The following is a 22,452-nucleotide window of genomic DNA, read 5'->3' as shown; positions in this document are numbered from 1 at the left end:
AGCGCCGCCGGCACCGGTACCCGCGGCGGGCGCACCCGCAGTGGACGCGTCCTCCGCCGTCGAGGCCTGGCTCGCCGAGCCCTCGGCCGCCGTGCGGGCGCGGCGTGCGGGACGTTCACCCGCCGCCCGGCCCGCGCCTCGGGCTCCGCCTCCTCGTGCCGGGCGGGCCGGGGCAGGCGGGAGCTGGCCCTTCAGGGGGCCCCACTCGTTCGGGTCGGGGACGCCCGGTGGCAGCATCTGGCGGCGCTTCGGGCCTCCGTGCTCGGACTCCCCGGGCTCCTTGGCGCCGGGCCAGGCCTTGGCGACGCGGGCGGCCAGGACGAAGTCCTTGCGCAGCGGGTGGCCCTCGAAGCCCTCGGGGAGGAGCAGCGGCGCCAGCCCCGGGTGGCCTTCGAAGGCGACGCCGAACATCTCGTGGGTTTCCCGCTCGTGCCAGGCGGCGCCCGCGTAGACACCGACCGCGGAAGGCAGCACCGGGGCGTCGTGCGGGACCGTCGTACGGACGAGGAGACGGCGTATCGGAGCGAGCGCGACCACATGGGCCGAGACGCGGAAACCCGTGCCGGGCTCGTCGACGGCACTCAGCCAGTCGAAATACGTGCAGCCCAGCTCGCCGCGTGCGGTCTCCAGGGCGGAGATCCAGGCGGCGGGCGGCACGTCGACCGTCAGGACTTCGTACGACTCCTCGGCCGTGGCCTCCGTACCGAAGAGCTCCTCCACGGGGGCGGGCAGCCAGCCGGTCATGGTCACCGCTCGCCCTCCCCCGCGGCCGGAACCGGCGGCTTCACCAAGCCGCTCCGCAGCGCGGACGCGGACGGCCGGGTGGTGCCGGCGGACGCGTACCGCTCCCCCAGCGACTCCCGGGCGATCTTCTCCTGGAGCTTGAGGATGCCCTGGAGCAGCGCTTCGGGGCGCGGCGGGCACCCGGGAACGTAGACATCCACCGGGATGATCTGGTCGACGCCTTTGGTCACGGAGTACGAGTCCCAGTAGGGCCCGCCGCAGTTGGAGCAGGCGCCGAAGGAGATGACGTACTTCGGCTCGGGCATCTGCTCGTAGAGCCGCTTCACCGCGGGGGCCATCTTGTCCGTGACCGTGCCCGACACGACCATCAGGTCGGCCTGGCGCGGTCCCGGTGCGAACGGGATGACTCCGAGGCGGATGAAGTCGTGCCGGGCCATGGAGGCGGCGATGAACTCGATCGCGCAACAGGCGAGGCCGAAGTTGAAGACCCACAGGCTGTAGCGGCGGCCCCAGTTCAGGACCACCTTCATCGGCTCGGGGGCGAGACGGGCGAGCGCGCCCAGCCTCTTCGGCTCGGGAAGCAGCACGGGCACCGGCTCGGACACGGTCTCGGGCTGGTTCACGTCCATGTGAGGACGCCCTTCTTGTATGCGTAGAGCAGGCCCACGGCCAGGAAGCCCAGGAAGATGAACATCTCCACGAGCGTTGTCGCGCCGTATCCCGGCGCGGCGAAGACCGTCGCCCAGGGGAAAAGGAAGATCGAGTCGACGGCGAAGATCACGTAGAGGAAGGCGTAGACGTAGTAGCGGACCTGGGTGTGCGCCCAGCCCTCGCCCACGGGGTCGACTCCGCACTCGTATGTCAGCAGTTTCTCGGGTGTCGGGACGACAGGCCGCAGCAAGCGTCCCGCTCCGAAGGCTACGGCGACGAACAGCACGCCGACCACTGTGAGCAGTCCGACGACCGAGTAGGACTGGAAGTAGTCCGCCGCGACGACGGTCCCGGTCCCCGCGACCATGGTCGGTTCCGGCACGTCCGCCCCTCGCTCCCTGACCTCGTATGACCTCGTGTGCGCCCTGACGTGCGCCGCGTGATGCGCCGTGCTCGACGATCTGTACGCACCGGAGTCTAGGCCCTGCTAAAGAAACGGTAAGCAGCCCGTCACACGTCAGCATGCACGGAGGCCCCCGGGAGGCGATCCGTGAGCGCCCCGAGGGTGGGGCTTTCCCCAGTGAACGGCGGCGGGATACCTCATGGCGCGACGGCCCGCGGCCCGGCACGCTAGCGGTCATGACCGAATCCACCCTGGCCACCGATGCCCGGAACGGCACCGAACGGCTGCCGCGTGCGCGCTTCGCCTATGACCGGCACACCTGGAAGGAGATCGCGCATCTCCTCGCCAACCTGCCGGTCGCGTTGCTCGGCTTCACCTATGTGGCCACGGTGCTGTTCACCGGCGCCTTGCTGACGGCGACGGTGGTCGGCTTTCCGCTGCTCGCGGCCGGGCTGATGGGTGCCCGGCAGCTGGGCAAGCTGGAGCGGGGCCGGGCCAGGGCGCTGCTCGGGGTGCGGGTGGACGAGCCGAGTCCGCTGTCGTTGCTGGGGCGGAGACGGGACGGGTTCTTCCCCCAGTTGTGGATGGCACTGAAGGACCCGGTCGGCTGGCGGACCATGCTGTACGACTTCATGCGGCTGCCCTGGGGCATCCTGACCTTCACCATCACGCTGACCTCGCTCTTCGTACTGTGGCCCGTGCTGCCGTTCATCGCGCGCGGGCTCGCCAACGCGGACCGGGCGATGGTCCGGGCGCTGCTCTCGCCCTCCGACGAGCTGGAGCGGCGTATCGCCGAGCTGGAGTCGGACCGGGGCGTGGTCGTCGACACGGCGGCGGCCGACCTGCGGCGCATCGAGCGGGATCTGCACGACGGGGCGCAGGCCCGGCTGGTCAACCTCGCGATGGGGCTCGGTCTGGCCAAGGAGAAACTTCTGGAGGACCCCGACGCGGCGGCGTACATGGTCGCGGAGGCGCACGGTGAGGTGAAGCTGGCCCTCCAGGAGCTGCGCGACCTGGCCCGGGGCATTCACCCCGCCGTCCTCACCGACCGCGGGCTCGACGCCGCCCTGTCCGCGGTGGCCTCCCGCTGCACGGTCCCGGTCAAGGTGACGGCCGACCTGCCGACGCGCCCCGCGGCGGCCATCGAGGGCATCGCGTACTTCACGGTCTCGGAGCTCCTCCAGAACGTGAGCAAGCACAGCGGGGCGCGGTCCGCCTCCGTGGACGTGTGGCGCTCGGACGACCGCCTGCTCATACAGGTCTGGGACGACGGCCGTGGCGGTGCGTCCCTGGACGGCGGCACGGGTATGGCGGGTCTCGCCGACCGGCTCGGCGCGGTGGACGGCCTGTTCGTCGTCGAATCCCCCGTCGGCGGCCCGACGACCATCACCGCGGAGCTCCCCTGGCGGGACCGGACGGACGAGCCGGCGCGGGGGTAGGCGGAAGGCAGTACGCGGTAGGCGGCGGCTGTACGCGAGGCTGCCGCAGTCTTCCCACGCCCGGCCGGCCACGCCGTACCCCCGCCACGCGACGCCACGCCACGCCGGCGCCCCCGCGCCATGCCGTACCGGACCGCCATGCCGTACCGCACGCGCCATGCCGTGCCGCGCCCCCGACGTTCCGCATGCCGCCGCCCGGCGCCGGGCCGAGGTAGGGAAAACCCCCGCTCGAAGACGCCGACATGCTCCATGGTCCGCGGACCTCGCGCCGAGCACTGTGGAGCTACGACAGCGGACGAGTGGACGAGTAGAAACGGACGACGGTCATGGCGACGGAGTACGGACAGGGATACGGGCTGAAGGGTGGGTCCGGCTTCCGCGGGGAGGGCGTCGAGGAGCGGCGGCACCGGCTCCCCGCCGCGCTGCGGGCGCCGATCGAGGCCCGCAGCTGGCGCGAGTTCGGCTATCTGATGCTGAGCCTGCCGGTCAGCGTCATGACCTTCACCTACGCCGTCACGATGGTGGCGCTGGGGGCAGGTCTGCTGATCACGTTCCTCGGCATACCGGTGCTCGCCGCGGCGCTCGCGGGCTGCCGTGGGCTCGGCTCGCTGGAGCGGGCGCGGGCGCGTGGGCTGCTGGGCCTGGATGTCGCGGCGCCGGAGCCCTTGCGGGTCCGGCGGCAGGGCGCGATGGCATGGATGGGCGCGATGCTGAAGAGCGGGGCGTCCTGGCGGCATCTGCTGTACGCGGTGCTGCACTTCCCGTGGGCCGTCTTCGCGTTCGTGGTGGCGGTGAACTTCTGGGCGTACGGCTGGGCGCTGCTGACGTATCCGCTGTGGTTCTGGCTCTTCCCGGTGTACGGCGGACAGGGCGGGCTTCAGCTGTACGGGGACGAGACGCACCGGGTCTACCTGGACAACCCCTTCGAGGTCACCGTGACCGCGTCGGTGGGGCTGTTGCTCACGCTGGCCACGCCGTGGATCGTGCGGGCGCTGACAACGGTGGACCGGTTGATGGTGCACGGGCTGCTCGGGCCGTCGCGGCTCGCGACGCGGGTGGTGGAGCTGGAGTCGGACCGCGGAGTCGTGATCGACACGGCGGCGGCCGACCTGCGGCGTATCGAGCGGGATCTGCACGACGGGGCGCAGGCCCGGCTGGTCGCGCTGGCGATGGATCTGGGGCTGGCGAAGGAGAAGCTGGCGGAGGATCCGGAGGCGGCGGCGCGGATGGTCGGCGAGGCGCATGGCGAGGTGAAGACTGCGTTGCAGGAGCTGCGGGATCTGGCGCGGGGGATTCATCCGGCGGTGCTCACCGACCGGGGGCTGGACGCGGCGTTGTCCGCGGTGTCCTCGCGGTGCACGGTGCCCGTTCAGGTCGAGGTGGATCTGCCGGGGCGGCCGGCGCCCGCGATCGAGGGCATCGCGTACTTCACGGTGTCCGAGCTGCTGCAGAACGTCAGCAAGCACTCTCGGGCGACGCGTGCGTACGTCGATGTCTGGCGGGTCGAGAACCGGCTCATGCTGCAGGTGGTCGACAACGGGGTCGGGGGCGCGGACGGCTCCGCCGGGTCCGGTCTCGCGGGGCTCGCCGAGCGGCTTGACGCGGTCGACGGCATCCTCGTGATCGACTCTCCCGTCGCCGGGCCCACTCGCATCACGGCGGAGCTGCCTTGGCGGGAATGAGTGCCTTCCCCTGACGGCGGGTGGGGGGTGGGTTTTCTTCCCCAACCCCACCCCTTCCCGAAACAGGGGGCTGCGCCCCCAGGCCCCCATACATGGCTCGCGTCTCGGCTGCGGGCCGTCTGGGGCTGTTCGCGCAGTTCCCCGCGCCCCTTGAAGGGGCGCGCTCGTATGTCCCCGGCGGCGACGGGCGGACGCACCGGCACGCGACCCCGACCCATCCCCCAGTAGTAAGCGTTTGCCCCAGCCCGACGGGAGCGATTCCACTCTGTGGGCCCACCGGTAGCCGAATGCTGGAATGCTGGGGCTGTCGTACGAGTGGGCTGGGGGGCCGAGGACCGTGGAGGACAGGGTGCAGGTGGTCATCGCCGAGGATTCGGTGCTGCTCAGAGAGGGGCTGACTCGGCTGTTGACCGACCGGGGGCACGAAGTCGTCGCGGGCGTCGGCGACGGCGAGGCGTTGATCAAGACCATCACGGAGCTGGCGGCCCAGGGGGCGCTGCCGGACGTCGTGGTCGCCGACGTCCGGATGCCGCCGACCCACACCGACGAGGGCGTCAAGGCCGCGGTGCAGCTGCGCAAGCAGCACCCGGGACTCGGCGTGCTGGTGTTGTCACAGTACGTGGAGGAGCAGTACGCGACAGAGCTCCTCGCCGGCTCCAGCCACGGCGTCGGCTACCTGCTCAAGGACCGGGTGGCCGAGGTACGCGAGTTCGTGGACGCGGTGGTGCGGGTGGCCCAGGGCGGTACGGCACTCGACCCGGAAGTGGTGGCTCAGCTTCTCGGCCGCAGCCGGAAGCAGGACGTACTCGCGGGGCTGACGCCACGCGAGAGAGAGGTCCTAGGACTCATGGCCGAGGGGCGGACGAACTCCGCGATCGCGCGGCAGCTGGTCGTCAGCGACGGGGCCGTCGAGAAGCACGTCAGCAATATCTTCCTGAAGCTGGGCCTGTCCCAGAGTGACGGGGATCACCGACGGGTCCTCGCGGTCCTCACCTATCTGAACTCATGACCGCCGCGGCCGAGCCCATGATCGCCGTGCCCGCCATGCCGGACGCGGCCATCGTGACGGCCGTGGCCGCCATGCCCGACGCGGCCATCGTGATGGCCGTGGCCGCCGTGACCGTCCCGTTCGCCGGGACACGTCGGCCGCCTCGTCCACCTTCACCGCCCAGACATCTGACACCATGTCAGCTCAAAGGGCCCGCCACCCACCAAGAGGTGACAAGGGGGAAGGCGGCGGCCGAACCAGAGGTCAGAGCGACGGTGAAAGCACCAGCGGTAGTGACATCCCTAGAACCAAAGGATGAGCGGGGAGCGTCTTCAGAAGCAGGGCCGGGGGGCGAATAAATCATGTCAAATCAGGGCGTCGGACCGTCTCAAAGTGGTGTCCATCATGCGAACGGCCGAGGGAAGGCGACCCTTACAGACGTAGGGTTGAGCTTGGGAAGGCCTGCGGGCAGGCCGCTCCCAGACAGCCGCCTCGAGGGAGGTCCAGTTCAGTGACCAGCCAGGTCAGCAGTCCAGCGGAGCAGGCCGACGGAGCCGTCGTAGGAGAACAGCGCAAACGGGAGGGCTCGGGCACGAAGGATGTCCGTCGGCTCGACCGTGTGATCATCCGGTTCGCGGGGGACTCGGGTGACGGTATGCAGCTCACCGGCGACCGGTTCACCTCGGAGACGGCGTCCTTCGGCAACGACCTCTCGACGCTGCCGAACTTCCCCGCGGAAATCCGCGCCCCTGCCGGCACCCTGCCGGGCGTCTCGTCCTTCCAGCTGCACTTCGCCGACCACGACATCCTCACTCCGGGTGACGCTCCGAACGTGCTGGTCGCGATGAATCCGGCGGCCCTGAAGGCGAACATCGGCGATGTGCCGCGCGGCGCGGAGATCATCGTCAACACGGACGAGTTCACCAAGCGGGCCATGCAGAAAGTGGGATACGCCGTCTCACCCCTCGAGGACGGCTCGCTGGACGGCTACCAGGTGCACCCGGTGCCGCTGACGACCCTGACGGTCGAGGCGCTCAAGGAGTTCGACCTCACCCGCAAGGAGGCCGAGCGCAGCAAGAACATGTTCGCCCTCGGCTTGCTGTCCTGGATGTACCACCGGCCGACCGAGGGCACCGAGAAGTTCCTGACCACCAAGTTCGCCAAGAAGCCGGACATCGCGGCGGCGAACATCGCGGCGTTCCGCGCGGGCTGGAACTTCGGCGAGACCACCGAGGACTTCGCGGTCTCCTACGAAGTGGCTCCGGCCGCGCAGGCGTTCCCGACGGGCACGTACCGCAACATCTCCGGGAACCTGGCGCTGTCCTACGGTCTGATCGCCGCGTCCCAGCAAGCGGACCTGCCGCTCTACCTCGGCTCGTACCCGATCACGCCGGCCTCGGACATCCTGCACGAGCTGAGCAAGCACAAGAACTTCGGCGTACGGACCTTCCAGGCCGAGGACGAGATCGCGGGCATCGGCGCGGCCCTGGGCGCGGCCTTCGGCGGGTCGCTGGCCGTCACCACCACCTCCGGTCCCGGTGTGGCGCTCAAGAGCGAGACGATCGGGCTGGCCGTCTCCCTGGAACTGCCCCTGCTGGTCATCGACATCCAGCGCGGCGGCCCGTCCACCGGCCTGCCGACCAAGACCGAGCAGGCCGACCTCCTGCAGGCGATGTACGGCCGCAACGGCGAGGCCCCCGTGCCGGTCGTCGCGCCGCGCACGCCGGCGGACTGCTTCGACGCGGCCCTCGAGGCCGCCCGGATCGCGGTCACCTACCGCACTCCGGTCTTCCTGCTCTCCGACGGCTACCTGGCCAACGGCTCCGAGCCCTGGCGCATTCCGGATCTGGACGAACTGCCGGACCTGCGCGTCCAGTTCGCCCAGGGCCCGAACCACACCCTGGACGACGGCACCGAGGTGTTCTGGCCGTACAAGCGCGACGAGCAGACTCTGGCCCGCCCGTGGGCGATCCCGGGCACTCCGGGCCTGGAGCACCGCATCGGCGGCATCGAGAAGCAGGACGGCACGGGCAACATCTCGTACGACCCGGCCAACCACGACTTCATGGTGCGCATCCGGCAGGCGAAGATCGACGGCATCGACGTGCCCGACATCGAGGTCGACGATCCGCACGAGGCGAAAACGCTGGTACTGGGCTGGGGGTCGACGTACGGGCCGATCACCGCGGCGGTCCGGCGGCTGCGCGCGGCCGGGGAGGCCATCGCGCAGGCCCATCTGCGCCACCTCAACCCGTTCCCGCGGAATCTCGGCGAGGTCCTGGGGCGTTACGACAAGGTGGTGGTCCCCGAGATGAACCTCGGTCAGCTCGCCACGCTCGTCCGGGCGAAGTACCTGGTCGACGCGCAATCGTACAACCAGGTCAACGGTATGCCGTTCAAGGCTGAGCAGCTCGCCACGGCTCTCAAGGAGGCCATCGATGGCTGAGACGACCACGGAAGGCACGGGCACGATCGAGGCGCTTTCCCTCGTGCCGAAGGCCGAGGCCAAGCAGTCCATGAAGGACTTCAAGTCCGATCAGGAAGTGCGCTGGTGCCCCGGCTGCGGTGACTACGCGATCCTCGCCGCGGTTCAGGGCTTCATGCCCGAACTGGGCCTGGCGAAGGAGAACATCGTCTTCGTCTCGGGCATCGGCTGCTCCTCCCGCTTCCCGTACTACATGAACACCTACGGGATGCACTCCATCCACGGCCGCGCGCCCGCCATCGCCACGGGCCTGGCCTCGTCCCGGCAGGACCTGAGCGTCTGGGTCGTCACGGGTGACGGCGACGCGCTGTCCATCGGCGGCAACCACCTCATCCACGCCCTGCGCCGAAACGTCAATCTGAAGATCCTGCTCTTCAACAACCGGATCTACGGTCTGACGAAGGGTCAGTACTCCCCGACGTCCGAGGTCGGCAAGATCACGAAGTCTACGCCGATGGGTTCGCTGGACGCGCCCTTCAACCCGGTCTCGCTGGCCATCGGGGCGGAGGCGTCCTTCGTGGCGCGGACGGTGGACTCCGATCGCAAGCACCTGACGGAGGTGCTGCGTCAGGCCGCCGCCCACCCGGGCACGGCGCTGGTGGAGATCTACCAGAACTGCAACATCTTCAACGACAACGCCTTCGAAGCCCTCAAGGACAAGCAGCAGGCCGAAGAGGCCGTGATCCGTCTGCAGCACGGGCAGCAGATCCGCTTCGGGGCTCCCCTGGAAAGCGGCCTCGGCTCGAAGGGCGTCGTACGCGACTCGCTGACCGGGGACCTGAAGGTCGTCGCGGTCACGCCGGAGAACGAGTCGCAGGTGCTCGTGCACGACGCACACGCCCCGTCGCCGACCACGGCGTTCGCGCTGTCGCGCCTCGCCGACCCGGACACGCTGCACCACACGCCGATCGGTGTGCTCCGGTCGGTGGACCGGCCGGTGTACGACACGCAGATGTCCGACCAGCTGGACACGGCGATCGAGCAGAACGGCAAGGGTGACCTGGCCGCGCTGCTCGCGGGAGGCGACACCTGGACTGTCGTCGGCTGACGGGCAGTTGGCCCTTGAGCGCCTGGGTGCCGTACGCACATCGCGTACGGCACCCGGGCGCTTTGTGTTCCTTGCGGTGCCTCGGCTAGGCGTCGGGGATGTCCTTCTTGGCGCGGATCAGCGTGTCCCGGCTGATCACAACGATGCGCTCGTAGTCGGCTCGGGCGGCGTCGGAGGGCAGGTGGGGGTCGAGAGCGGTGGTGGCTTCCGTGCCGATGACGGCGAAGTTGCCGTCGGACAGCTCGAAGAGGTCGGGGCAGGTTTGGCTGGTGACCGATCCCCGTTTGCTCGGGGGGTCTCCGAGACGGCGGGTGATACGCGCGGACGAGAGGTCAATGCGCAACGGAATGGTCCCCTCTGGGGCGGGTGGCCCCGCGTGTCAGACGTGAGCATTAACAACGAGTGCGACACCTAAGGGTCACGGTGACCCCTGCTATTTCTGGCCACTCGCAGCGCTCGCCACACATCAATCATCCGTTTGGAGAATCGGAGTCCACCTGGCCCACGACCCACCACTCGTCCGGGTCGTCCGCGAGCTCTTCCAGGATGGTGTCGACCACTCCACCGACCCGCCCCTCCAGGGAGTCGACGGGAAGACTTCGCCGGTGCTCGACCGTGCGCTCCCAGTACTCCGCGAAGACGGGGTTGCGGCACAGCACGCGCAGATGACCGATCAGTTCCTCCCACGTGAGTCTGCCGATCTGATGGCCCACCAGTACGGTGCCGTAAGCACGATTGGCGAAAATCATTTGCCGATGCCTCTGCTCGGAGAGACCGGTCAACGTGCTCGACGCGTCGGCAAGCGCGGCATCGTCGATCTCTCGGTCGAGCTGTTCCACGACGAGGCGATGGTGCTGGATCAGGTTCGCGCGCTGGAGCTCCTCGGCCACGCGGGCGAGCTGCCGAAGGAGTTCCAGCATCAGCTCTTCCTGGCGCCTGAGCCGGGAGTCGCGCGCGAAGGGGGAGCGCATCAGGCTCAGCCCGGCCACCAGCGCAGAAGCGATTTTCCTGGCGGTCGGAGTCAGTGTGACCATGTCAAGTTATCCCCCCGGATCTGGTGACCGCGCACCGGCCGGTGGCACCACTGGACCGACGCACGGTGGGTGAAACCACCCCGCCCCCAGCGTGCCCGGCAGCTCAAGTCGGCGTGGGAGGCGGAGAGGGGGCGCATGGAAGGACGTGCCGCTTATGTCGAACGACGCCCCGACATATGTGTGCCCCGCAGACGCCGTCCGCATTCGTTCAGTTGGCTCCGACAGAATGCATCAGGCCTGCTCAGAGCTACTCTTTGGCCGCGTCGTACACCTCTCGCGCCTTCTGTACCTCGTCCATGCGGCGATGGGTCCAGGCGGCGAGCGCGCGCACCTGCTCGGCCGCCTCGCGGCCGAGGTCCGTCAGTGAGTAGTCCACCCTCGGCGGAATCACCGGCTTCGCATCGCGGTGCACCAGACCGTCCCGCTCCAGCGTCTGCAGGGTCTGCGTCAGCATCTTCTCGCTCACCCTGCCGATCGCCCGCCTCAGCTCACTGAAGCGGTACGGGCGGTCCAGGAGCTCGATCAGGACGAGGACGCCCCAGCGGCTGGTGACGTGCTCCAGAACGAGGCGGTACGGGCACAGCTCCTCGCCCTGGAGATTCCACTTGCCGGCGGGTGACGCGTTGACGCTTGCACTTACGGCCATGCCAGTACCTTACCTTGAAGTGGGTACTTTCGAAGAGTTAGTGCATCCCCTAGGGTGAGTGCCCAGACCCACCCCACAAGGAGCTGCGAGAACATGAGCATTGTCGTCACCGGCGCCACCGGACACCTCGGCCGTTTCGTCATCGAGGGACTGCTGGAGAAGGTCCCGGCCTCCGAGGTCGTCGCCCTCGTCCGCGACAAGGAGAAGGCCGCGCCGCTCGCCGCGCGCGGCGTCGAGCTGCGGATAGCCGACTACAGCGCACCCGAGAGCCTGAAGGGCGCCTTCGCCGCCGGTGACAAGGTGCTGCTGATCTCCGGCAGCGAGGTCGGGCAGCGGGTCCCGCAGCACACGGCCGTCATCGAGGCCGCCAAGGCGGCCGGAGTCGCGCTGCTCGCGTACACGAGCGTGCTGGGCGGCCCCGAGGCCGACTTCGACCTGGCCGCCGAGCACAAGGTCACCGAGAAGCTGATCATCGACTCCGGACTGCCGTACGCCCTCCTGCGCAACGGCTGGTACCACGAGAACTACACCGAGCAGCTCGCTCCGGTGCTGGAGCACAACGCCGTCGTCGCCGCCGCGGGCGAGGGCCGGGTCGCCTCCGCCTCGCGCGCCGACTACGCGGCCGCCGCAGTCGCCGTACTGACCGGCGAGGGCCACGAGAACAAGGCGTACGAGCTGAGCGGCGACGTCGCCTGGAGCTTCGACGAGTACGCGGCCGAGCTGAGCAAGCAGACCGGCAAGGAGATCGCGTACAACAACGTGCCCGGCGAGGTACTCCAGGGCATCCTCACCGGCGCCGGCCTGCCGGAGCCCCTCGCCACGATCCTGGTGGACGTCGACAAGGCCATCGGGCGCGGGCTGCTCGCGGGCCGGAACGGGGACCTGGCCCGGCTGATCGGCCGCCCGACCACTCCGATCGCGGACGCGATCGCGGCGGCGCTCAAGAGCTGAGCCCCCTCGACCTTCCACCCCGCCTGTCATGACCGTATGGCGATACGGGCATGACAGGCGGGGGTGTTCGGCGTTACCGTCTTCAGGGCTGCGCGCTCGCAGCCGTGCGAGGGGGCCGTGCGCGAAGACTGTGCACGATGCCGTGCGAAGAGGGAGTTGCCGTGCCGGTGGAATCCAAGGGCGAGCAGCGCATAGGTCTGCTGAACGGATTCGCGGCATACGGCATGTGGGGCCTCGTCCCCCTGTTCTGGCCCCTCCTCGAACCCGCCGGCGCGGTCGAGATCCTCGCCCACCGCATGGTGTGGTCGCTCGGGTTCGTTGTGATCGCGCTCCTGGTGATGCGGCGCTGGGCCTGGGCCGGCGAGCTGGCGCGGCAGCCGCGCAGGCTGGGTCTGATCACCGTCGCCGCGGCCGTCATCACCGTCAACTGGGGTGTCTACATCTGGGCCGTGAACACCGGCCATGTGGTGGAGGCGTCCCTCGGGTACTTCATCAACCCGCTCGTCACCATCGCGATGGGCGTCCTGCTCCTGAAGGAACGGCTGCGGCCCGCGCAGTGGGCGGCGGTCTCCATCGGCTTCGCCGCCGTCCTCGTGCTGACGATCGGATACGGCCGGCCGCCGTGGATCTCCCTCTGTCTTGCCTTCTCCTTCGCGACGTACGGGCTGGTGAAGAAGAAGGTCAACATCGGCGGTCTGGAGTCACTGGCGGCGGAGACCGCGATCCAGTTCCTGCCCGCGCTCGGCTTTCTGCTGTGGCTTTCGGGGCAGGGGGACGCGACGTTCGGTTCCGAAGGCGCCGGGCACGCGGCGCTGCTCGCCGCGACCGGTGTGGTGACCGCGGCACCGCTCGTCTGCTTCGGGGCGGCGGCGATCCGCGTACCACTGTCGACGCTCGGCCTGCTCCAGTATCTGGCGCCCGTGCTGCAGTTCCTGCTCGGCATCCTGTACTTCCACGAGGCGATGCCCGGCGAGCGGTGGGCCGGATTCGTGCTGGTGTGGGGCGCGCTGTCGCTGCTGACGTGGGACGCGTTGCGGACGTCGCGGCGGGCGAGGGCGGCTCTGCGGGCGGCGGAAGGCGGCGCGGGGACGCCGGAATCGGAGCTTTCGGAACCGGACTCTTCGAAGCCGGAGCTTTCGGAGCCAGAGCTTTCCGAACCGACCGTCGGCCCGAGGCCGTAGCCGGTGGCTAGTGGCCGGTGGCCGGTAGCCGGTAGCCACCGGCCGGTTCGCCTCTTGTTGATCCGTAGTCAGTAGTCGGTGTCCTTGCCGAGGAACAACTCGGCGAAGTCGGCCGCGGCGGCGGGCGAGGCCAGGGTCCGTCGCAGGCGGGCCGCCGTGGTGCCCGCGAGGAACGGGTCGCCGGACGAGGCGCCGTGGTAGATCTCCGACAACCACAGCGAGAACTCCTGGTACTGCCACACCCGCGGCAGACAGGCCGCCGAGTAGCCGCTGAGCCCGCGTTCGTCGCCCTTGCCGCAGTACGCGACGAGGGCGTCACCGAGCAACAGGGCGTCATGGATCGCGAGGTTCATGCCCTTCGCGCCGATCGGCGCCAGCAGGTGGGCCGCGTCACCGGCCAGATACAGCCGCCCGTACGCCATCGGCTCCACGACGTAGCTGTGCATGTCCAGGACCCGCTTCTCGATCAGCTGCCCCTCCGTGAGCGGCCGGGCCCCGGCTGCCGCGAGCCGCTCGTGGAGTTCGGCCCACACGCGCTCGTGCGGCCAGTTCTCCGGGTCGTCGCCGGGCGGGCACTCGAGGTAATAGCGGGTGACCTGCGGGCTGCGGGCCATGTGCCCGGCGAAGCCCCGCGGGTGGATACCGAAGACGACGCAGTCGGAGGACGGCGGCGCCTCGGCGAGCAGCGCCAGCCAGCCGACGCCAAAGTCGTAGCGGGCTATGGCGGTGTGCTCCGGCGGCATACAGGTCCGGGTCACACCGCGCGCACCGTCGCAGCCCGCGACGGCCGAGCAGTCGATGCGTACGCGTTCACCGGTCTCGGGGTCGGTGTACGACACCGAGGGCCGGTCCGAGTCGATCCCCCGCAACTCAACGTCGCGTACACCGAAGCGGATGTCGCCGCCCCGCTCGTCCGCGTACGCGCGCACGAGGTCCGTCACCAACAGCGGCTGCGGATAGACGAAATGGCGCTGCCCGGTCACCTCGCCGTACCGGAACGTGTGCCGCTCCCCCGCGAGCCGGAACTCGCACTCGGTGTGCACCTGGGTGTTCGCCAGCAGCCGGTCGGCGAGGCCCCGCCGCTCCAGGGCCCGTACCGCCCACTCCTCCAGGAACCCCGCGCGCGGCCGCTGTTCGATGAACTGCCTGCTCTCGGTCTCCAGCACCACGCAGTCCACGGAGGCGGCCCGGAGGATGTTGGCGACGGTGAGGCCGGCCGGGCCGGCTCCCACGACGACGACAGAGGTGCGCTGTTGGAGGGAGGAAGAGGCGGCGGTGTCCGTCATGGCGACAGTATGGCCGTGAACTCCACTCAACTCACTGCCTGAGGAGCTGGGTTGGCGGCCACCTCGGCAGACGGACCACCGACCGACCGCTTCCGCCGCCCACGCAGGCCGAAGGACGAGAGCAGGGCCCCCAGCGTCACCATCACCACCGGCACGATCAGAGCCGCGCGGAAGGCGGACAGCGTGGCTTCCGGGTCCGAGGCGGAGCCCGGGGTGCCTGGGGCCGCGCCTGCGCCCGCAGCCGAGGAGGCCAGTCCGTACACCGCCGTCACCGCCGAGATGCCGATGGCCGAGCCGAACTGGGTCGCGGTGTGCAACAGGCCGCCCGCCAGCCCCTGTTCGGACTCCGTGACGCCGTCCGTCGCCGCGATGGTGAGCGGACCGTAGGCCAGGGCGAAGGCGACGCCCGCGATGAGCAGGGTGGGGAAGATCGCGGCGTACGTCCAGTCCATGCCGACGGGGAGGAAGAGCCCGTACGCGACGATCGCCAGGACGAAGCCTCCGAGGATCACCCGCGCGTTGCCGAAGCGGGAGACCAGGTGGGGGGTGAGCACGGGAGCGAGGATCGCGTCGCAGCCCATCACGACCAGGGCGATCGCCGTCTCGAGGGAGGACCAGCCGCGCAGTTCCTGCAGGTAGAGCGTGACGACGAACTGGAAGCCGAAGAAGGCGCCGACGAAGAGGAGCGCGCCGAGGTCGGCCCGTACGACGGATGCCTCGCGGAAGATGCCGAGGCGGACGAGGGGGGCCGGGGTGCGGCGTTCGACGGCTATGAAGGCGGCGAAGAGGGTTCCGGCGGCGGCTGCCGCACCGGCTGTCAACTGCCAGCCGTCCAGGCCGTGTTCGAGGCGGATGACGGCGGAGGCGGCGAGCAGCATGGCAGCGGCCGCGGTGATCGCGCCGAGGATGTCGAAGCCCTTGGCCAGTTCCGTCTTACGTGACCGAGGGCGCCCGGGGCGCCCCGCCGTTTCCGGTCGCGCCTCGCTCGGCTGCTTCGGGACCAGGCGTACCGCTGCCGCGAGGATCGCCGCCGCCAGCAGTACCGGCGCGAAGAAGACCCAACGCCAGCCGAGTTGGGTCAGCAGACCGCCGATGACCAGGCCGAGGGAGAAGCCGCCGGCTCCCGTACCCGCGAAGACGAGCAGCGCCTTGTTGCGCTGCGGGCCCTCTTCGTAGGACGTCGTGATGAGGGACAGCGCCGCCGGTGTCATGAAGGCCGCCGAGACGCCGGTGATGAAGCGGGCCACGATCAGCATCCAGCCTTCCGTGGCGAAGCCGCCCAGGCCCGAGAAGGCGAGGAAGACCGTCAGCCAGGCGAGGAACATCCTGCGCCGGCCGAGGAGGTCGGCCGCGCGGCCGCCGAGCAGGGTGAAGCCGGCGTAGCCGAGTACGTACGCGCTCATCACCCACGCCGCCGTGTCCGTGGGCAGGTCGAGATCGGATCTGATGGACGGGATGGCGACCGCCAGCATGGCTACGTCGATGCCCTCGAGGAAGATCGTTCCGCAGAGGACCAGCAGCAGGGCCCAGGCACGGGTGCCCATCGCAACTCTCCTGAAGTAAGGGTCGGTTACCCGCTTGAGGGTCGGTTCCCTCTTGTAACCATGGCCAGCCTGCGGCAGCATCGGCAGGCATGGAAGAGGGCACTTTGAAGTCACCGAGTAACCACGGCGGCACCGTGGGCACCGTGGGCGCCGCGGGTGCCGTGGACGCCGCGGGCACCGTCGACTCATGCGCGAACTCCGTGGACTACGGCGACCCGGACCCCTTCCAGTGGGACACCCGGGAGGACTGCCAGGTGCGGCAGATTCTCGACCGAGTGGCCGACAAATGGTCGCTGCTCGTGATCGCTCTGCTGGACAGTCGGCGGCTGCGGTTCACGGAGTTGCGGCGGGAGATCGACGGGATCAGTCAGCGGATGCTGACGGTCACGCTGCGGCAGTTGGAGCGGGACGGGCTCGTGCGACGGACGGTGCATCCTGTGGTGCCGCCTCGGGTGGAGTACGAACTCACTCCGCTCGGGGGGACGTTGCACACGACGATTCGGTCGCTGGTGACGTGGACGGAGGAGCACCAGAACGAGATCGCGGCTGCTCGGGCGGCTTATGACGAGCGGGGGGTGTGACCGGGGGGGGTTCTTCGCCCCCGTCCTGGGGGCTCCGCCCCCAGACCCCCATGCCGTCGCTTTCGCTGATCCGACACCATGAGGCGCCCATCCGATATACGAACATCCCTGTCTAAATAGCGCTCTTGACGGAGAGTCAGGCTCAGCTTCACCATCCAGGCACCCATTCACTGTGGAGTCCCTTTGGGATTTCCCAAGGAATTCGGAGCCCCCCACATGAAGCTGTCCGTTCCCGGCCGTGCGGTGGCCGCCGCCCTTGTCGCGGCCACCACGCTGATCACCAGCGGGTCCATGGCCGACGCGGCGCCCGCGGCTGCCGCGCCCGACATCCCCGTGGCCAATGTCAAGGCTCATCTCTCCCAGTTGCAGTCCATAGCCACCGCCAACGGCGGGAACCGCGCCCACGGCCGCGCCGGCTACAAGGCGTCCCTCGACTACGTGAAGGCCAAGCTCGACGCGGCCGGATTCACCACGACCGTGCAGCAGTTCACGGCGTCCGGCCGTACCGGCTACAACCTGATCGCCGACTGGCCCGGCGGCGACGCCAACCAGGTCGTCATGGCGGGCTCGCACCTCGACAGCGTCTCGGCGGGGGCGGGTATCAACGACAACGGTTCGGGATCGGCGGCGGTACTGGAGGCCGCACTCGCCGTGTCCCGTGCACAGTACAAGCCCACCAAGCATCTGCGGTTCGCGTGGTGGGGGGCGGAGGAGCAGGGCATGCTCGGATCGCGCTACTACGTCAACAGCCTGTCCTCCGCGAACCGCTCGAAGATCAGCGGCTATCTGAACTTCGACATGATCGGCTCACCGAACCCCGGCTACTTCGTCTATGACGACGACCCGGCCATCGAGAAGACCTTCCAGAACTTCTACACAGGTATCGGCATCTCCACCGAGATCGAGACCGAGGGCGACGGCCGCTCGGACCACGCCCCCTTCAAGAACGCGGGCGTCCCCGTCGGCGGCATCTTCAGCGGCGCCGACTATCGCAAGACCGCCGCCCAGGCCACCAAGTGGGGCGGCACGGCCGGACAGCCGTTCGACCGCTGCTACCACTCGTCATGCGACACGACATCGAACATCAACGACACAGCACTGGACCGGAACAGCGACGCGTTGGCGTACGCGGTGTGGGACCTGTCCGCCTAGGGCACCGCCTGAGAGCCGCTGCTCCTGCGGCTCTCAGGCGTTGATGTCCTTCGTCGTGAAACGCGCCCACGCCGCCGTGCCGAACACCGCCGCGTACAGACCCTGGAGTCCGAGATTGCGGTACAGGTCCTCCCAGTACACCGGCTCACGCATCAGATCCGCGAAGGACAGCCAGTAGTGCGAGAAGAAGTACGGCTGCAGCGCGTGGAGTTGGGGTATCTGGTCAAGGATCTGGATGGTGATCAGCAGGCCCACGGTCGTCGCCATCGCCGCGATGCCACTGTTGGTGAGAGTCGAGACGAACAGGCCGAGCGCTGCGACGCCGATCAGTGACGCGGCGACGACCAGTGCGATCAGCAGCGCCCGTCCCAGCCCCTCTCCGAAGCTGATCCGTGTGCCGGAGATCGTCGTCAGCTCGCCGAGAGGGAACAGCAGCGCCCCCACGATCAGCGCCGACACCGCCACGACGAGCGTCGCGATGACACAGAACGCCAGCGTGGTCGCGTACTTGGTGAGCAGCAGCCGTGTACGTCCTGCCGGGGCGACCAGGAGATAGCGCAGTGTCCCCGCGTTCGCCTCGCCCGCTATCGCGTCTCCCGCGATGACGCCGATCGCCATCGGGAGGAAGAAGGGCAGTGTGGCGGCGAGCGCGGTGAAGACGAGGAACAGGCCGTTGTTGGTGATCTGCGCGATGAAGGCCGGGCCCCCTCCGCCTCCGGTCGACGCACCGTCGCTCGTCTCGATCTTCACGGCGATTCCGACGAGGACGGGCACCGCGGCCAGCACACCGAGCAGCGCGATCGTCCGCCACCGGCGAAGGGTGGTCACCAGCTCGTTGCGCAGCAGACCGAATGTCCACAGCGGGCTCGGCTTTCGTCCGCCGACCACCGCGACAGTGCCGGCGCCGGCAGTGACATCAGTGCCAACGGTGACATCAGTGCCGGCACTCCCCTCGGTCCCGTCGGTGGTCTCAGCCCGCGACATCGAAACCCTCCCCCGTGAGCGCCACGAACGCGTCCTCCAGCGAGGCCCGTTCGAGCGCGAAGCCCCGTACGCGGACGCCCGCCGTCACCAGCGCCGCGTTCACCTCGGCGAGATCGCGCTCGGGCGGCTCGCCGGTCACGCGGTCCTCCGTGACCACGACATCGCTCACGCCCTGCTCCTTCAGCACGCGGGCCGCGTCGCCCGGGTCCGGGGTCGTGACGACGAGGCGGCCGCGGGCCCCGGCCGCCAGCTCGGCCACCGGCCCCTGGGTGATCAGCCGTCCCTGCGCCATCACCGCGGCATGCGTGCACACCTGCTCGATCTCGTCCAGCAGATGCGAGGAGAGGAAGACGGTCGTGCCGTCCGACGCCAACTCCCTCACCAGAGAACGGATTTCGCGCATCCCCTGCGGATCGAGCCCATTGGTCGGCTCGTCCAGGACCAGGAGCCGGCGCGGCTGAAGCAGTGCCGCGGCCAGGCCGAGCCGCTGCTTCATGCCCAGCGAGTAGGCCTTCGCCTTCTTGCTCGCGGCCGCCGTCAGTCCGACCCGGTCGAGGGCCGCCGCGACGCGCGTACGCCGGGTGCGGGGATCGGCGGTCGGATCGGCGGAGTCGTACCGCAGGAGGTTGTCGCGGCCCGACAGGAACCCGTACAGCGCGGGCCCTTCGATCAACGCGCCCACCTGGGGGAGGACCGTGCCGGTGGCGCGCGGCATGGGCTGCCCCAGGACGCGTGCCGCGCCCGAAGTGGGCTCGATCAGGCCCATCAGCATTCTGATGGTGGTCGTCTTGCCTGAGCCGTTCGGTCCCAGGAAGCCGAAGACACTGCCTGCCGGGACGGACAGGTCCAGGCCGTCGACGGCGAGTTGCCCGCCGCGGTAGCGCTTGGTGAGCCCACGGGTGGCGATCACCGTGTCGGCTTCCGCGGTGGACGGTTCCGCCATCGACTCCCTCAACTCCCTGTTGCCGTACGGCAAAGTCGCAAAGTCACTCTGCCGTACGGCAACTCCTTGTTCCCGTACGCCTGATTACTGCGCGGCGTTGGCCGCCTTCACGAGCGCGTCCTTGGTGACCGCACCCGCGTACACCTGGCCGTCCTCCGTGATGAGGGCGTTGACCAGGCGGGTCGAGAAGACCGTGCCCGAGCCGAACTCGCCGGTCACGCGGGTGCCCAGTGAGTCGAGGAACCGGCCCGCGTCTCCGGACTCGGACCCCGAAGGTACGCCCTCGCCTCCGGTGTCGAACCGGGCGATGGAGTTCCAGCCCTCGCCTATGGTCTTCAGACCCTCGAGGCCGTCGAGTTCCTTGCCCAGGTCCTCGTCAGCCTTCATATGCGCCCTGTCCTCCGACTTCGCGTCGGCGCCCTCGGTGACCTTCGCCCCCTTCGGCGGACTGAAGTCGAAGGTGGAGGCGGCCGGCTTGGTGAAGTCGACCTGGGTGAAGCCCGCGTCCACGACGGCCGCGCCGCCGCTCGCCGGGGTCAGCGTGAACTTCAGCGGCACACCGGTCTTCGCGTCCACGGCTATCGAGATGGCGCCGACCGTCGAGCCGGACTGCTTCGGCTTGATGAGCAGCTTGTACGCGTCGCGGTCGGCGACCCGCACCGTGCCGTCGACGGTCACGGACGTGGTGTCGTCGACCGCCTTCAGCGCCTCCTCCGCCATGTCCTTGGGCGTGGCGGGAACGTCCTTCGGCGCCTCTTCCTTCCTGTCCTCACCCTTGTGCTTGGCGGAGCCGGAGGCGGTGTCCCTCATGTGGTACGCCTCGTTCGACTCGCTGTCGTACGCCCACGCCTCGTCGCCGTTGTGGATCAGGCTGTACTCGGCGGCCTTGTCCATCAGCGACAGCTTCTGCTTCTCCGGGCCGTCGGCGGCGACACGCAACGTGTGCGTACCGGAGGTCAGTTCCATCAGCTTGGAGGACGGATCGGCGGACGAGCCCTCGCCGCCCGAGCCGCCACCGCCGCCCGGCGCGAGGCCGCTCTCCAGGCCGCCGAGGCTCGGCAGTCCCAGATCCGTACTGATCTTCACCGTGCCGGACAGCTGCTGCACGTCCGAGGCGGCGATCTTCTCGATGAGTTGCTGCGCCGTGACCTCCGGCAGGTCGGGGTCGCCGGATCCCGCGAACGCCGGGACCAGCCCGATGGTCGCCGCCGCCACTCCCACCACCGCGACCGGTACGACGTACCGCGCCGCCCTGCGCCGGCCGGGTCGCTCGTCATCGTTCGTGTTGTCGTCGGCTTCGTACGGTGCCATGTGTGCCCTACCTCCGTCGTCGGCGGCGGCTTACCGTCACTGTCGCTGTCCGAGTCCACCCCGCGCCGCCATTCTCACCCGAACTCCTGTGAAGTGGTGTCTCCAATCTGACCAAATCGGCCAGCGAGACGCGTCAGACTACGGAGCCAACTCCGTGTACTGCTGCGGTATGACATGAGTGGACGGCGCCTCCCCCGACCCGTAGGGGTCGTAGGGGAAGACGCCGTCAGGATTCCGTCAGGATTCCGTTCAGAGCGGGTGGATCCAGAACCGGTGAATCCAGAGCGGGTGGATCACCGGTTCACGAACACATAGTCCGCCTGGTAGGGCACGCCCACGATCCTCCCCACCTCGCAGGACCCGGCAGGAGCCACCCCGCCCACGGTGTTCAGCCGCAGGATCTCGGCTGTACCGGCCAGCAGCCCGCGGTGCTTGCCGGACTGCGTGGCCCTGAGGTCCAGCTCAGGGATGTTCTTGTCGCCGTTCGGGGTCTTGGAGATCAGCGCCCCGGTGACCGCGCTGCCGTCGGGCGCGATCCACTGCGGCGTACCGGAATTGGGCTTAACGAAGGAGTGTGCGATGCCGCCGCCGAGCACGGCGCGCACATCACGCTGCGCGAAGGCGGTGGTGCCGTCGTCCGCCTTCTTGCACTCGTAGATCTGCTTGCCCTTGATCACGGAGGCCTGGAAGTTGTGCGGCGCGCGCCGGAAGTCGAAGTCCGTGGTGACCTTGTGGAGTTGGCCGCGGACGGCTCCGCCGGGGAACTCGGCGGTGTGCAGGTTGGCGTAGAAGCTGCCCGGGTCCGCCTTCAACCGGCCGAGCAGGGCCGCGTCCTTGACCTTCACCGTGCCCGTGACCGTGCGGCCCTTGGCGTTCTCCAGCAGCTTGGTGAAGTCGACCTTGACGCCGCCGTTGACACCCTTGGCGCCCTGGTGGATGTGGAGCAGGGTCGGCTTGCCGGTGCCGCGCCACTTGACCGCGACGGAGACCGTGTCCCCCTTGACCCTCACGAATTCAAGCGCCGCGCCGTCCCGGTCGCCGACGGCCGGGCCGCCCGCTACCGGCACCTCGTTCGCGCCATTGAGGCTCGCGGCGAGAATGGCGCCGCCGCTGCCCCTGCCTCCGGCGAGGCCACCGCTCTGCACCTCGATGGACTGACCCCCGTGTGCCCCGTGCCCCACGTGGTTCTTGCTCACGCCCTTGCCCTGGCTTCCGCTGTCGGCGACCGCCGGGATGACCGCGGCGGCGACTCCGGCCGCGGCGGCCACGGCGACACCGGACATGACCAGGCTCTTGCGACGCGTCGTGAACGTGGCGATTTTCCCCATGATTCTGTTTTCTCCCCGTATCCAAGCCGACACCCCCTGCGTCAGCTTCTGGGCATGGTTACGGAGTTGAT

21 protein-coding genes are annotated in these 22,452 nt (G+C 69.3%); 9 read left to right on the top strand and 12 right to left on the bottom strand.

The window, feature by feature from the left end; all coding sequences use genetic code 11:
- The 3 genes from FE633_RS41085 to FE633_RS41075 form a co-directional block, all read right to left on the bottom strand.
- On the bottom strand, nucleotides 1-750 hold a 750-nt coding region (locus FE633_RS41085), incomplete at its 3' end, for an NADH-quinone oxidoreductase subunit C (protein WP_138050265.1).
- Nucleotides 747-1,373 (bottom strand): NADH-quinone oxidoreductase subunit B, encoded by a 627-nt coding sequence (locus FE633_RS41080; RefSeq protein WP_138050264.1) that lies wholly within the window; start codon nucleotides 1,371-1,373, stop codon nucleotides 747-749. The genes FE633_RS41085 and FE633_RS41080, both read right to left, overlap by 4 nt.
- The gene (locus FE633_RS41075) at nucleotides 1,364-1,777 is read right to left on the bottom strand and encodes an NADH-quinone oxidoreductase subunit A (RefSeq protein WP_171060333.1); all 414 of its coding nucleotides are present in this window, start codon (nucleotides 1,775-1,777) and stop codon (nucleotides 1,364-1,366) included. Before FE633_RS41075 ends, FE633_RS41080 begins: the two co-directional genes overlap by 10 nt.
- A gap of 257 nt (nucleotides 1,778-2,034) precedes the next feature.
- Between FE633_RS41075 and FE633_RS41070 the strand changes: the two genes are divergently transcribed.
- The 5 genes from FE633_RS41070 to FE633_RS41050 all read left to right on the top strand — a co-directional run bounded on the left by FE633_RS41070 (nucleotide 2,035) and on the right by FE633_RS41050 (nucleotide 9,440).
- A complete protein-coding gene (locus FE633_RS41070; RefSeq protein ID WP_138050263.1) occupies nucleotides 2,035-3,237 on the top strand; it encodes a sensor histidine kinase in 1,203 nt (400 codons plus the stop codon).
- Between the two features lie 326 nt (nucleotides 3,238-3,563).
- The gene (locus FE633_RS41065) at nucleotides 3,564-4,919 is read left to right on the top strand and encodes a sensor histidine kinase (RefSeq protein ID WP_138050262.1); all 1,356 of its coding nucleotides are present in this window, start codon (nucleotides 3,564-3,566) and stop codon (nucleotides 4,917-4,919) included.
- Between the two features lie 295 nt (nucleotides 4,920-5,214).
- Nucleotides 5,215-5,928, top strand: coding sequence for a response regulator (locus FE633_RS41060; RefSeq protein ID WP_281291333.1), 714 nt, complete (start codon nucleotides 5,215-5,217; stop codon nucleotides 5,926-5,928).
- Between the two features lie 490 nt (nucleotides 5,929-6,418).
- Nucleotides 6,419-8,353: a 2-oxoacid:acceptor oxidoreductase subunit alpha gene (locus FE633_RS41055; RefSeq protein WP_138050260.1), complete on the top strand. Its 1,935-nt coding sequence runs from the start codon at nucleotides 6,419-6,421 to the stop codon at nucleotides 8,351-8,353.
- Nucleotides 8,346-9,440: a 2-oxoacid:ferredoxin oxidoreductase subunit beta gene (locus FE633_RS41050; protein WP_138050259.1), complete on the top strand. Its 1,095-nt coding sequence runs from the start codon at nucleotides 8,346-8,348 to the stop codon at nucleotides 9,438-9,440. Before FE633_RS41055 ends, FE633_RS41050 begins: the two co-directional genes overlap by 8 nt.
- An 85-nt stretch (nucleotides 9,441-9,525) precedes the next feature.
- On the opposite strand, the gene FE633_RS41045 is transcribed toward FE633_RS41050, so the two are convergent.
- From FE633_RS41045 to FE633_RS41035, 3 genes are all read right to left on the bottom strand, one after another.
- A complete protein-coding gene (locus FE633_RS41045) occupies nucleotides 9,526-9,783 on the bottom strand; it encodes a hypothetical protein (protein WP_240436735.1) in 258 nt (85 codons plus the stop codon).
- Between the two features lie 127 nt (nucleotides 9,784-9,910).
- The gene (locus tag FE633_RS41040; protein WP_138050258.1) at nucleotides 9,911-10,474 is read right to left on the bottom strand and encodes a DUF6082 family protein; all 564 of its coding nucleotides are present in this window, start codon (nucleotides 10,472-10,474) and stop codon (nucleotides 9,911-9,913) included.
- Between the two features lie 247 nt (nucleotides 10,475-10,721).
- Nucleotides 10,722-11,120, bottom strand: coding sequence for a winged helix-turn-helix transcriptional regulator (locus FE633_RS41035; protein WP_138050257.1), 399 nt, complete (start codon nucleotides 11,118-11,120; stop codon nucleotides 10,722-10,724).
- 93 nt (nucleotides 11,121-11,213) lie between these two features.
- Here FE633_RS41035 and FE633_RS41030 point away from each other — a divergent pair, with 93 nt between their 5' ends.
- The gene (locus tag FE633_RS41030; RefSeq protein ID WP_138050256.1) at nucleotides 11,214-12,071 is read left to right on the top strand and encodes an SDR family oxidoreductase; all 858 of its coding nucleotides are present in this window, start codon (nucleotides 11,214-11,216) and stop codon (nucleotides 12,069-12,071) included.
- A 137-nt stretch (nucleotides 12,072-12,208) separates the two neighbouring features.
- Nucleotides 12,209-13,252, top strand: coding sequence for an EamA family transporter RarD (gene rarD, locus FE633_RS41025; RefSeq protein ID WP_171060332.1), 1,044 nt, complete (start codon nucleotides 12,209-12,211; stop codon nucleotides 13,250-13,252).
- Nucleotides 13,253-13,320: 68 nt separating this feature from the next.
- On the opposite strand, the gene FE633_RS41020 is transcribed toward rarD, so the two are convergent.
- A complete protein-coding gene (locus tag FE633_RS41020; protein ID WP_138050254.1) occupies nucleotides 13,321-14,538 on the bottom strand; it encodes a 4-hydroxybenzoate 3-monooxygenase in 1,218 nt (405 codons plus the stop codon).
- A 26-nt stretch (nucleotides 14,539-14,564) separates the two neighbouring features.
- On the bottom strand, nucleotides 14,565-16,082 hold the full coding sequence (locus tag FE633_RS41015) for an MFS transporter (protein ID WP_171060331.1): 1,518 nt from the start codon (nucleotides 16,080-16,082) through the stop codon (nucleotides 14,565-14,567).
- A gap of 89 nt (nucleotides 16,083-16,171) precedes the next feature.
- Here FE633_RS41015 and FE633_RS41010 point away from each other — a divergent pair, with 89 nt between their 5' ends.
- Together FE633_RS41010 and FE633_RS41005 are read left to right on the top strand one after the other, a co-directional pair.
- Nucleotides 16,172-16,663: a winged helix-turn-helix transcriptional regulator gene (locus FE633_RS41010; RefSeq protein WP_212747337.1), complete on the top strand. Its 492-nt coding sequence runs from the start codon at nucleotides 16,172-16,174 to the stop codon at nucleotides 16,661-16,663.
- Nucleotides 16,664-16,879: 216 nt separating this feature from the next.
- On the top strand, nucleotides 16,880-17,815 hold the full coding sequence (locus FE633_RS41005; protein ID WP_138050252.1) for a M28 family metallopeptidase: 936 nt from the start codon (nucleotides 16,880-16,882) through the stop codon (nucleotides 17,813-17,815).
- A gap of 33 nt (nucleotides 17,816-17,848) precedes the next feature.
- Here the strand turns inward: FE633_RS41005 and FE633_RS41000 are convergent, their stop codons facing one another.
- From FE633_RS41000 to FE633_RS40985, 4 genes are all read right to left on the bottom strand, one after another.
- Nucleotides 17,849-18,799, bottom strand: a complete 951-nt coding sequence (locus FE633_RS41000) for an ABC transporter permease (protein WP_246114058.1) — start codon at nucleotides 18,797-18,799, stop codon at nucleotides 17,849-17,851.
- Nucleotides 18,786-19,742, bottom strand: a complete 957-nt coding sequence (locus tag FE633_RS40995; RefSeq protein ID WP_138050251.1) for an ABC transporter ATP-binding protein — start codon at nucleotides 19,740-19,742, stop codon at nucleotides 18,786-18,788. The genes FE633_RS41000 and FE633_RS40995 overlap by 14 nt, the downstream gene beginning before the upstream one ends.
- Before the next feature lie 84 nt (nucleotides 19,743-19,826).
- A complete protein-coding gene (locus FE633_RS40990) occupies nucleotides 19,827-21,053 on the bottom strand; it encodes a LolA family protein (RefSeq protein ID WP_138050250.1) in 1,227 nt (408 codons plus the stop codon).
- Nucleotides 21,054-21,346: 293 nt separating this feature from the next.
- Nucleotides 21,347-22,381: a CHRD domain-containing protein gene (locus FE633_RS40985; protein ID WP_138050249.1), complete on the bottom strand. Its 1,035-nt coding sequence runs from the start codon at nucleotides 22,379-22,381 to the stop codon at nucleotides 21,347-21,349.
- Nucleotides 22,382-22,452: the final 71 nt, after the last annotated feature.

Source organism: Streptomyces montanus (assembly GCF_005786655.1).
GTDB lineage: Bacteria > Actinomycetota > Actinomycetes > Streptomycetales > Streptomycetaceae > Streptomyces > Streptomyces sporangiiformans.
Note: the sequence above shows the minus strand (reverse complement) of the source record. Positions and strands in the feature narration are given on the sequence as shown.

Bases quoted from the DNA above. Each gene is read 5' to 3' on its own strand.
- FE633_RS41080 (WP_138050264.1), bottom strand. From the start codon at position 1,373: ATGGACGTGAACCAGCCCGAGACCGTGTCCGAGCCGGTGCCCGTGCTG.
- FE633_RS41070 (WP_138050263.1), top strand. From the start codon at position 2,035: ATGACCGAATCCACCCTGGCCACCGATGCCCGGAACGGCACCGAACGG.
- FE633_RS41065 (WP_138050262.1), top strand. From the start codon at position 3,564: ATGGCGACGGAGTACGGACAGGGATACGGGCTGAAGGGTGGGTCCGGC.
- FE633_RS41060 (WP_281291333.1), top strand. From the start codon at position 5,215: ATGCTGGGGCTGTCGTACGAGTGGGCTGGGGGGCCGAGGACCGTGGAG.
- FE633_RS41050 (WP_138050259.1), top strand. From the start codon at position 8,346: ATGGCTGAGACGACCACGGAAGGCACGGGCACGATCGAGGCGCTTTCC.
- FE633_RS41040 (WP_138050258.1), bottom strand. From the start codon at position 10,474: ATGGTCACACTGACTCCGACCGCCAGGAAAATCGCTTCTGCGCTGGTG.
- FE633_RS41035 (WP_138050257.1), bottom strand. From the start codon at position 11,120: ATGGCCGTAAGTGCAAGCGTCAACGCGTCACCCGCCGGCAAGTGGAAT.
- FE633_RS41030 (WP_138050256.1), top strand. From the start codon at position 11,214: ATGAGCATTGTCGTCACCGGCGCCACCGGACACCTCGGCCGTTTCGTC.
- rarD (WP_171060332.1), top strand. From the start codon at position 12,209: ATGCCGTGCGAAGAGGGAGTTGCCGTGCCGGTGGAATCCAAGGGCGAG.
- FE633_RS41020 (WP_138050254.1), bottom strand. From the start codon at position 14,538: ATGACGGACACCGCCGCCTCTTCCTCCCTCCAACAGCGCACCTCTGTC.
- FE633_RS41015 (WP_171060331.1), bottom strand. From the start codon at position 16,082: ATGGGCACCCGTGCCTGGGCCCTGCTGCTGGTCCTCTGCGGAACGATC.
- FE633_RS41010 (WP_212747337.1), top strand. From the start codon at position 16,172: ATGGAAGAGGGCACTTTGAAGTCACCGAGTAACCACGGCGGCACCGTG.
- FE633_RS41005 (WP_138050252.1), top strand. From the start codon at position 16,880: ATGAAGCTGTCCGTTCCCGGCCGTGCGGTGGCCGCCGCCCTTGTCGCG.
- FE633_RS41000 (WP_246114058.1), bottom strand. From the start codon at position 18,799: ATGTCGCGGGCTGAGACCACCGACGGGACCGAGGGGAGTGCCGGCACT.
- FE633_RS40995 (WP_138050251.1), bottom strand. From the start codon at position 19,742: ATGGCGGAACCGTCCACCGCGGAAGCCGACACGGTGATCGCCACCCGT.
- FE633_RS40990 (WP_138050250.1), bottom strand. From the start codon at position 21,053: ATGGCACCGTACGAAGCCGACGACAACACGAACGATGACGAGCGACCC.
- FE633_RS40985 (WP_138050249.1), bottom strand. From the start codon at position 22,381: ATGGGGAAAATCGCCACGTTCACGACGCGTCGCAAGAGCCTGGTCATG.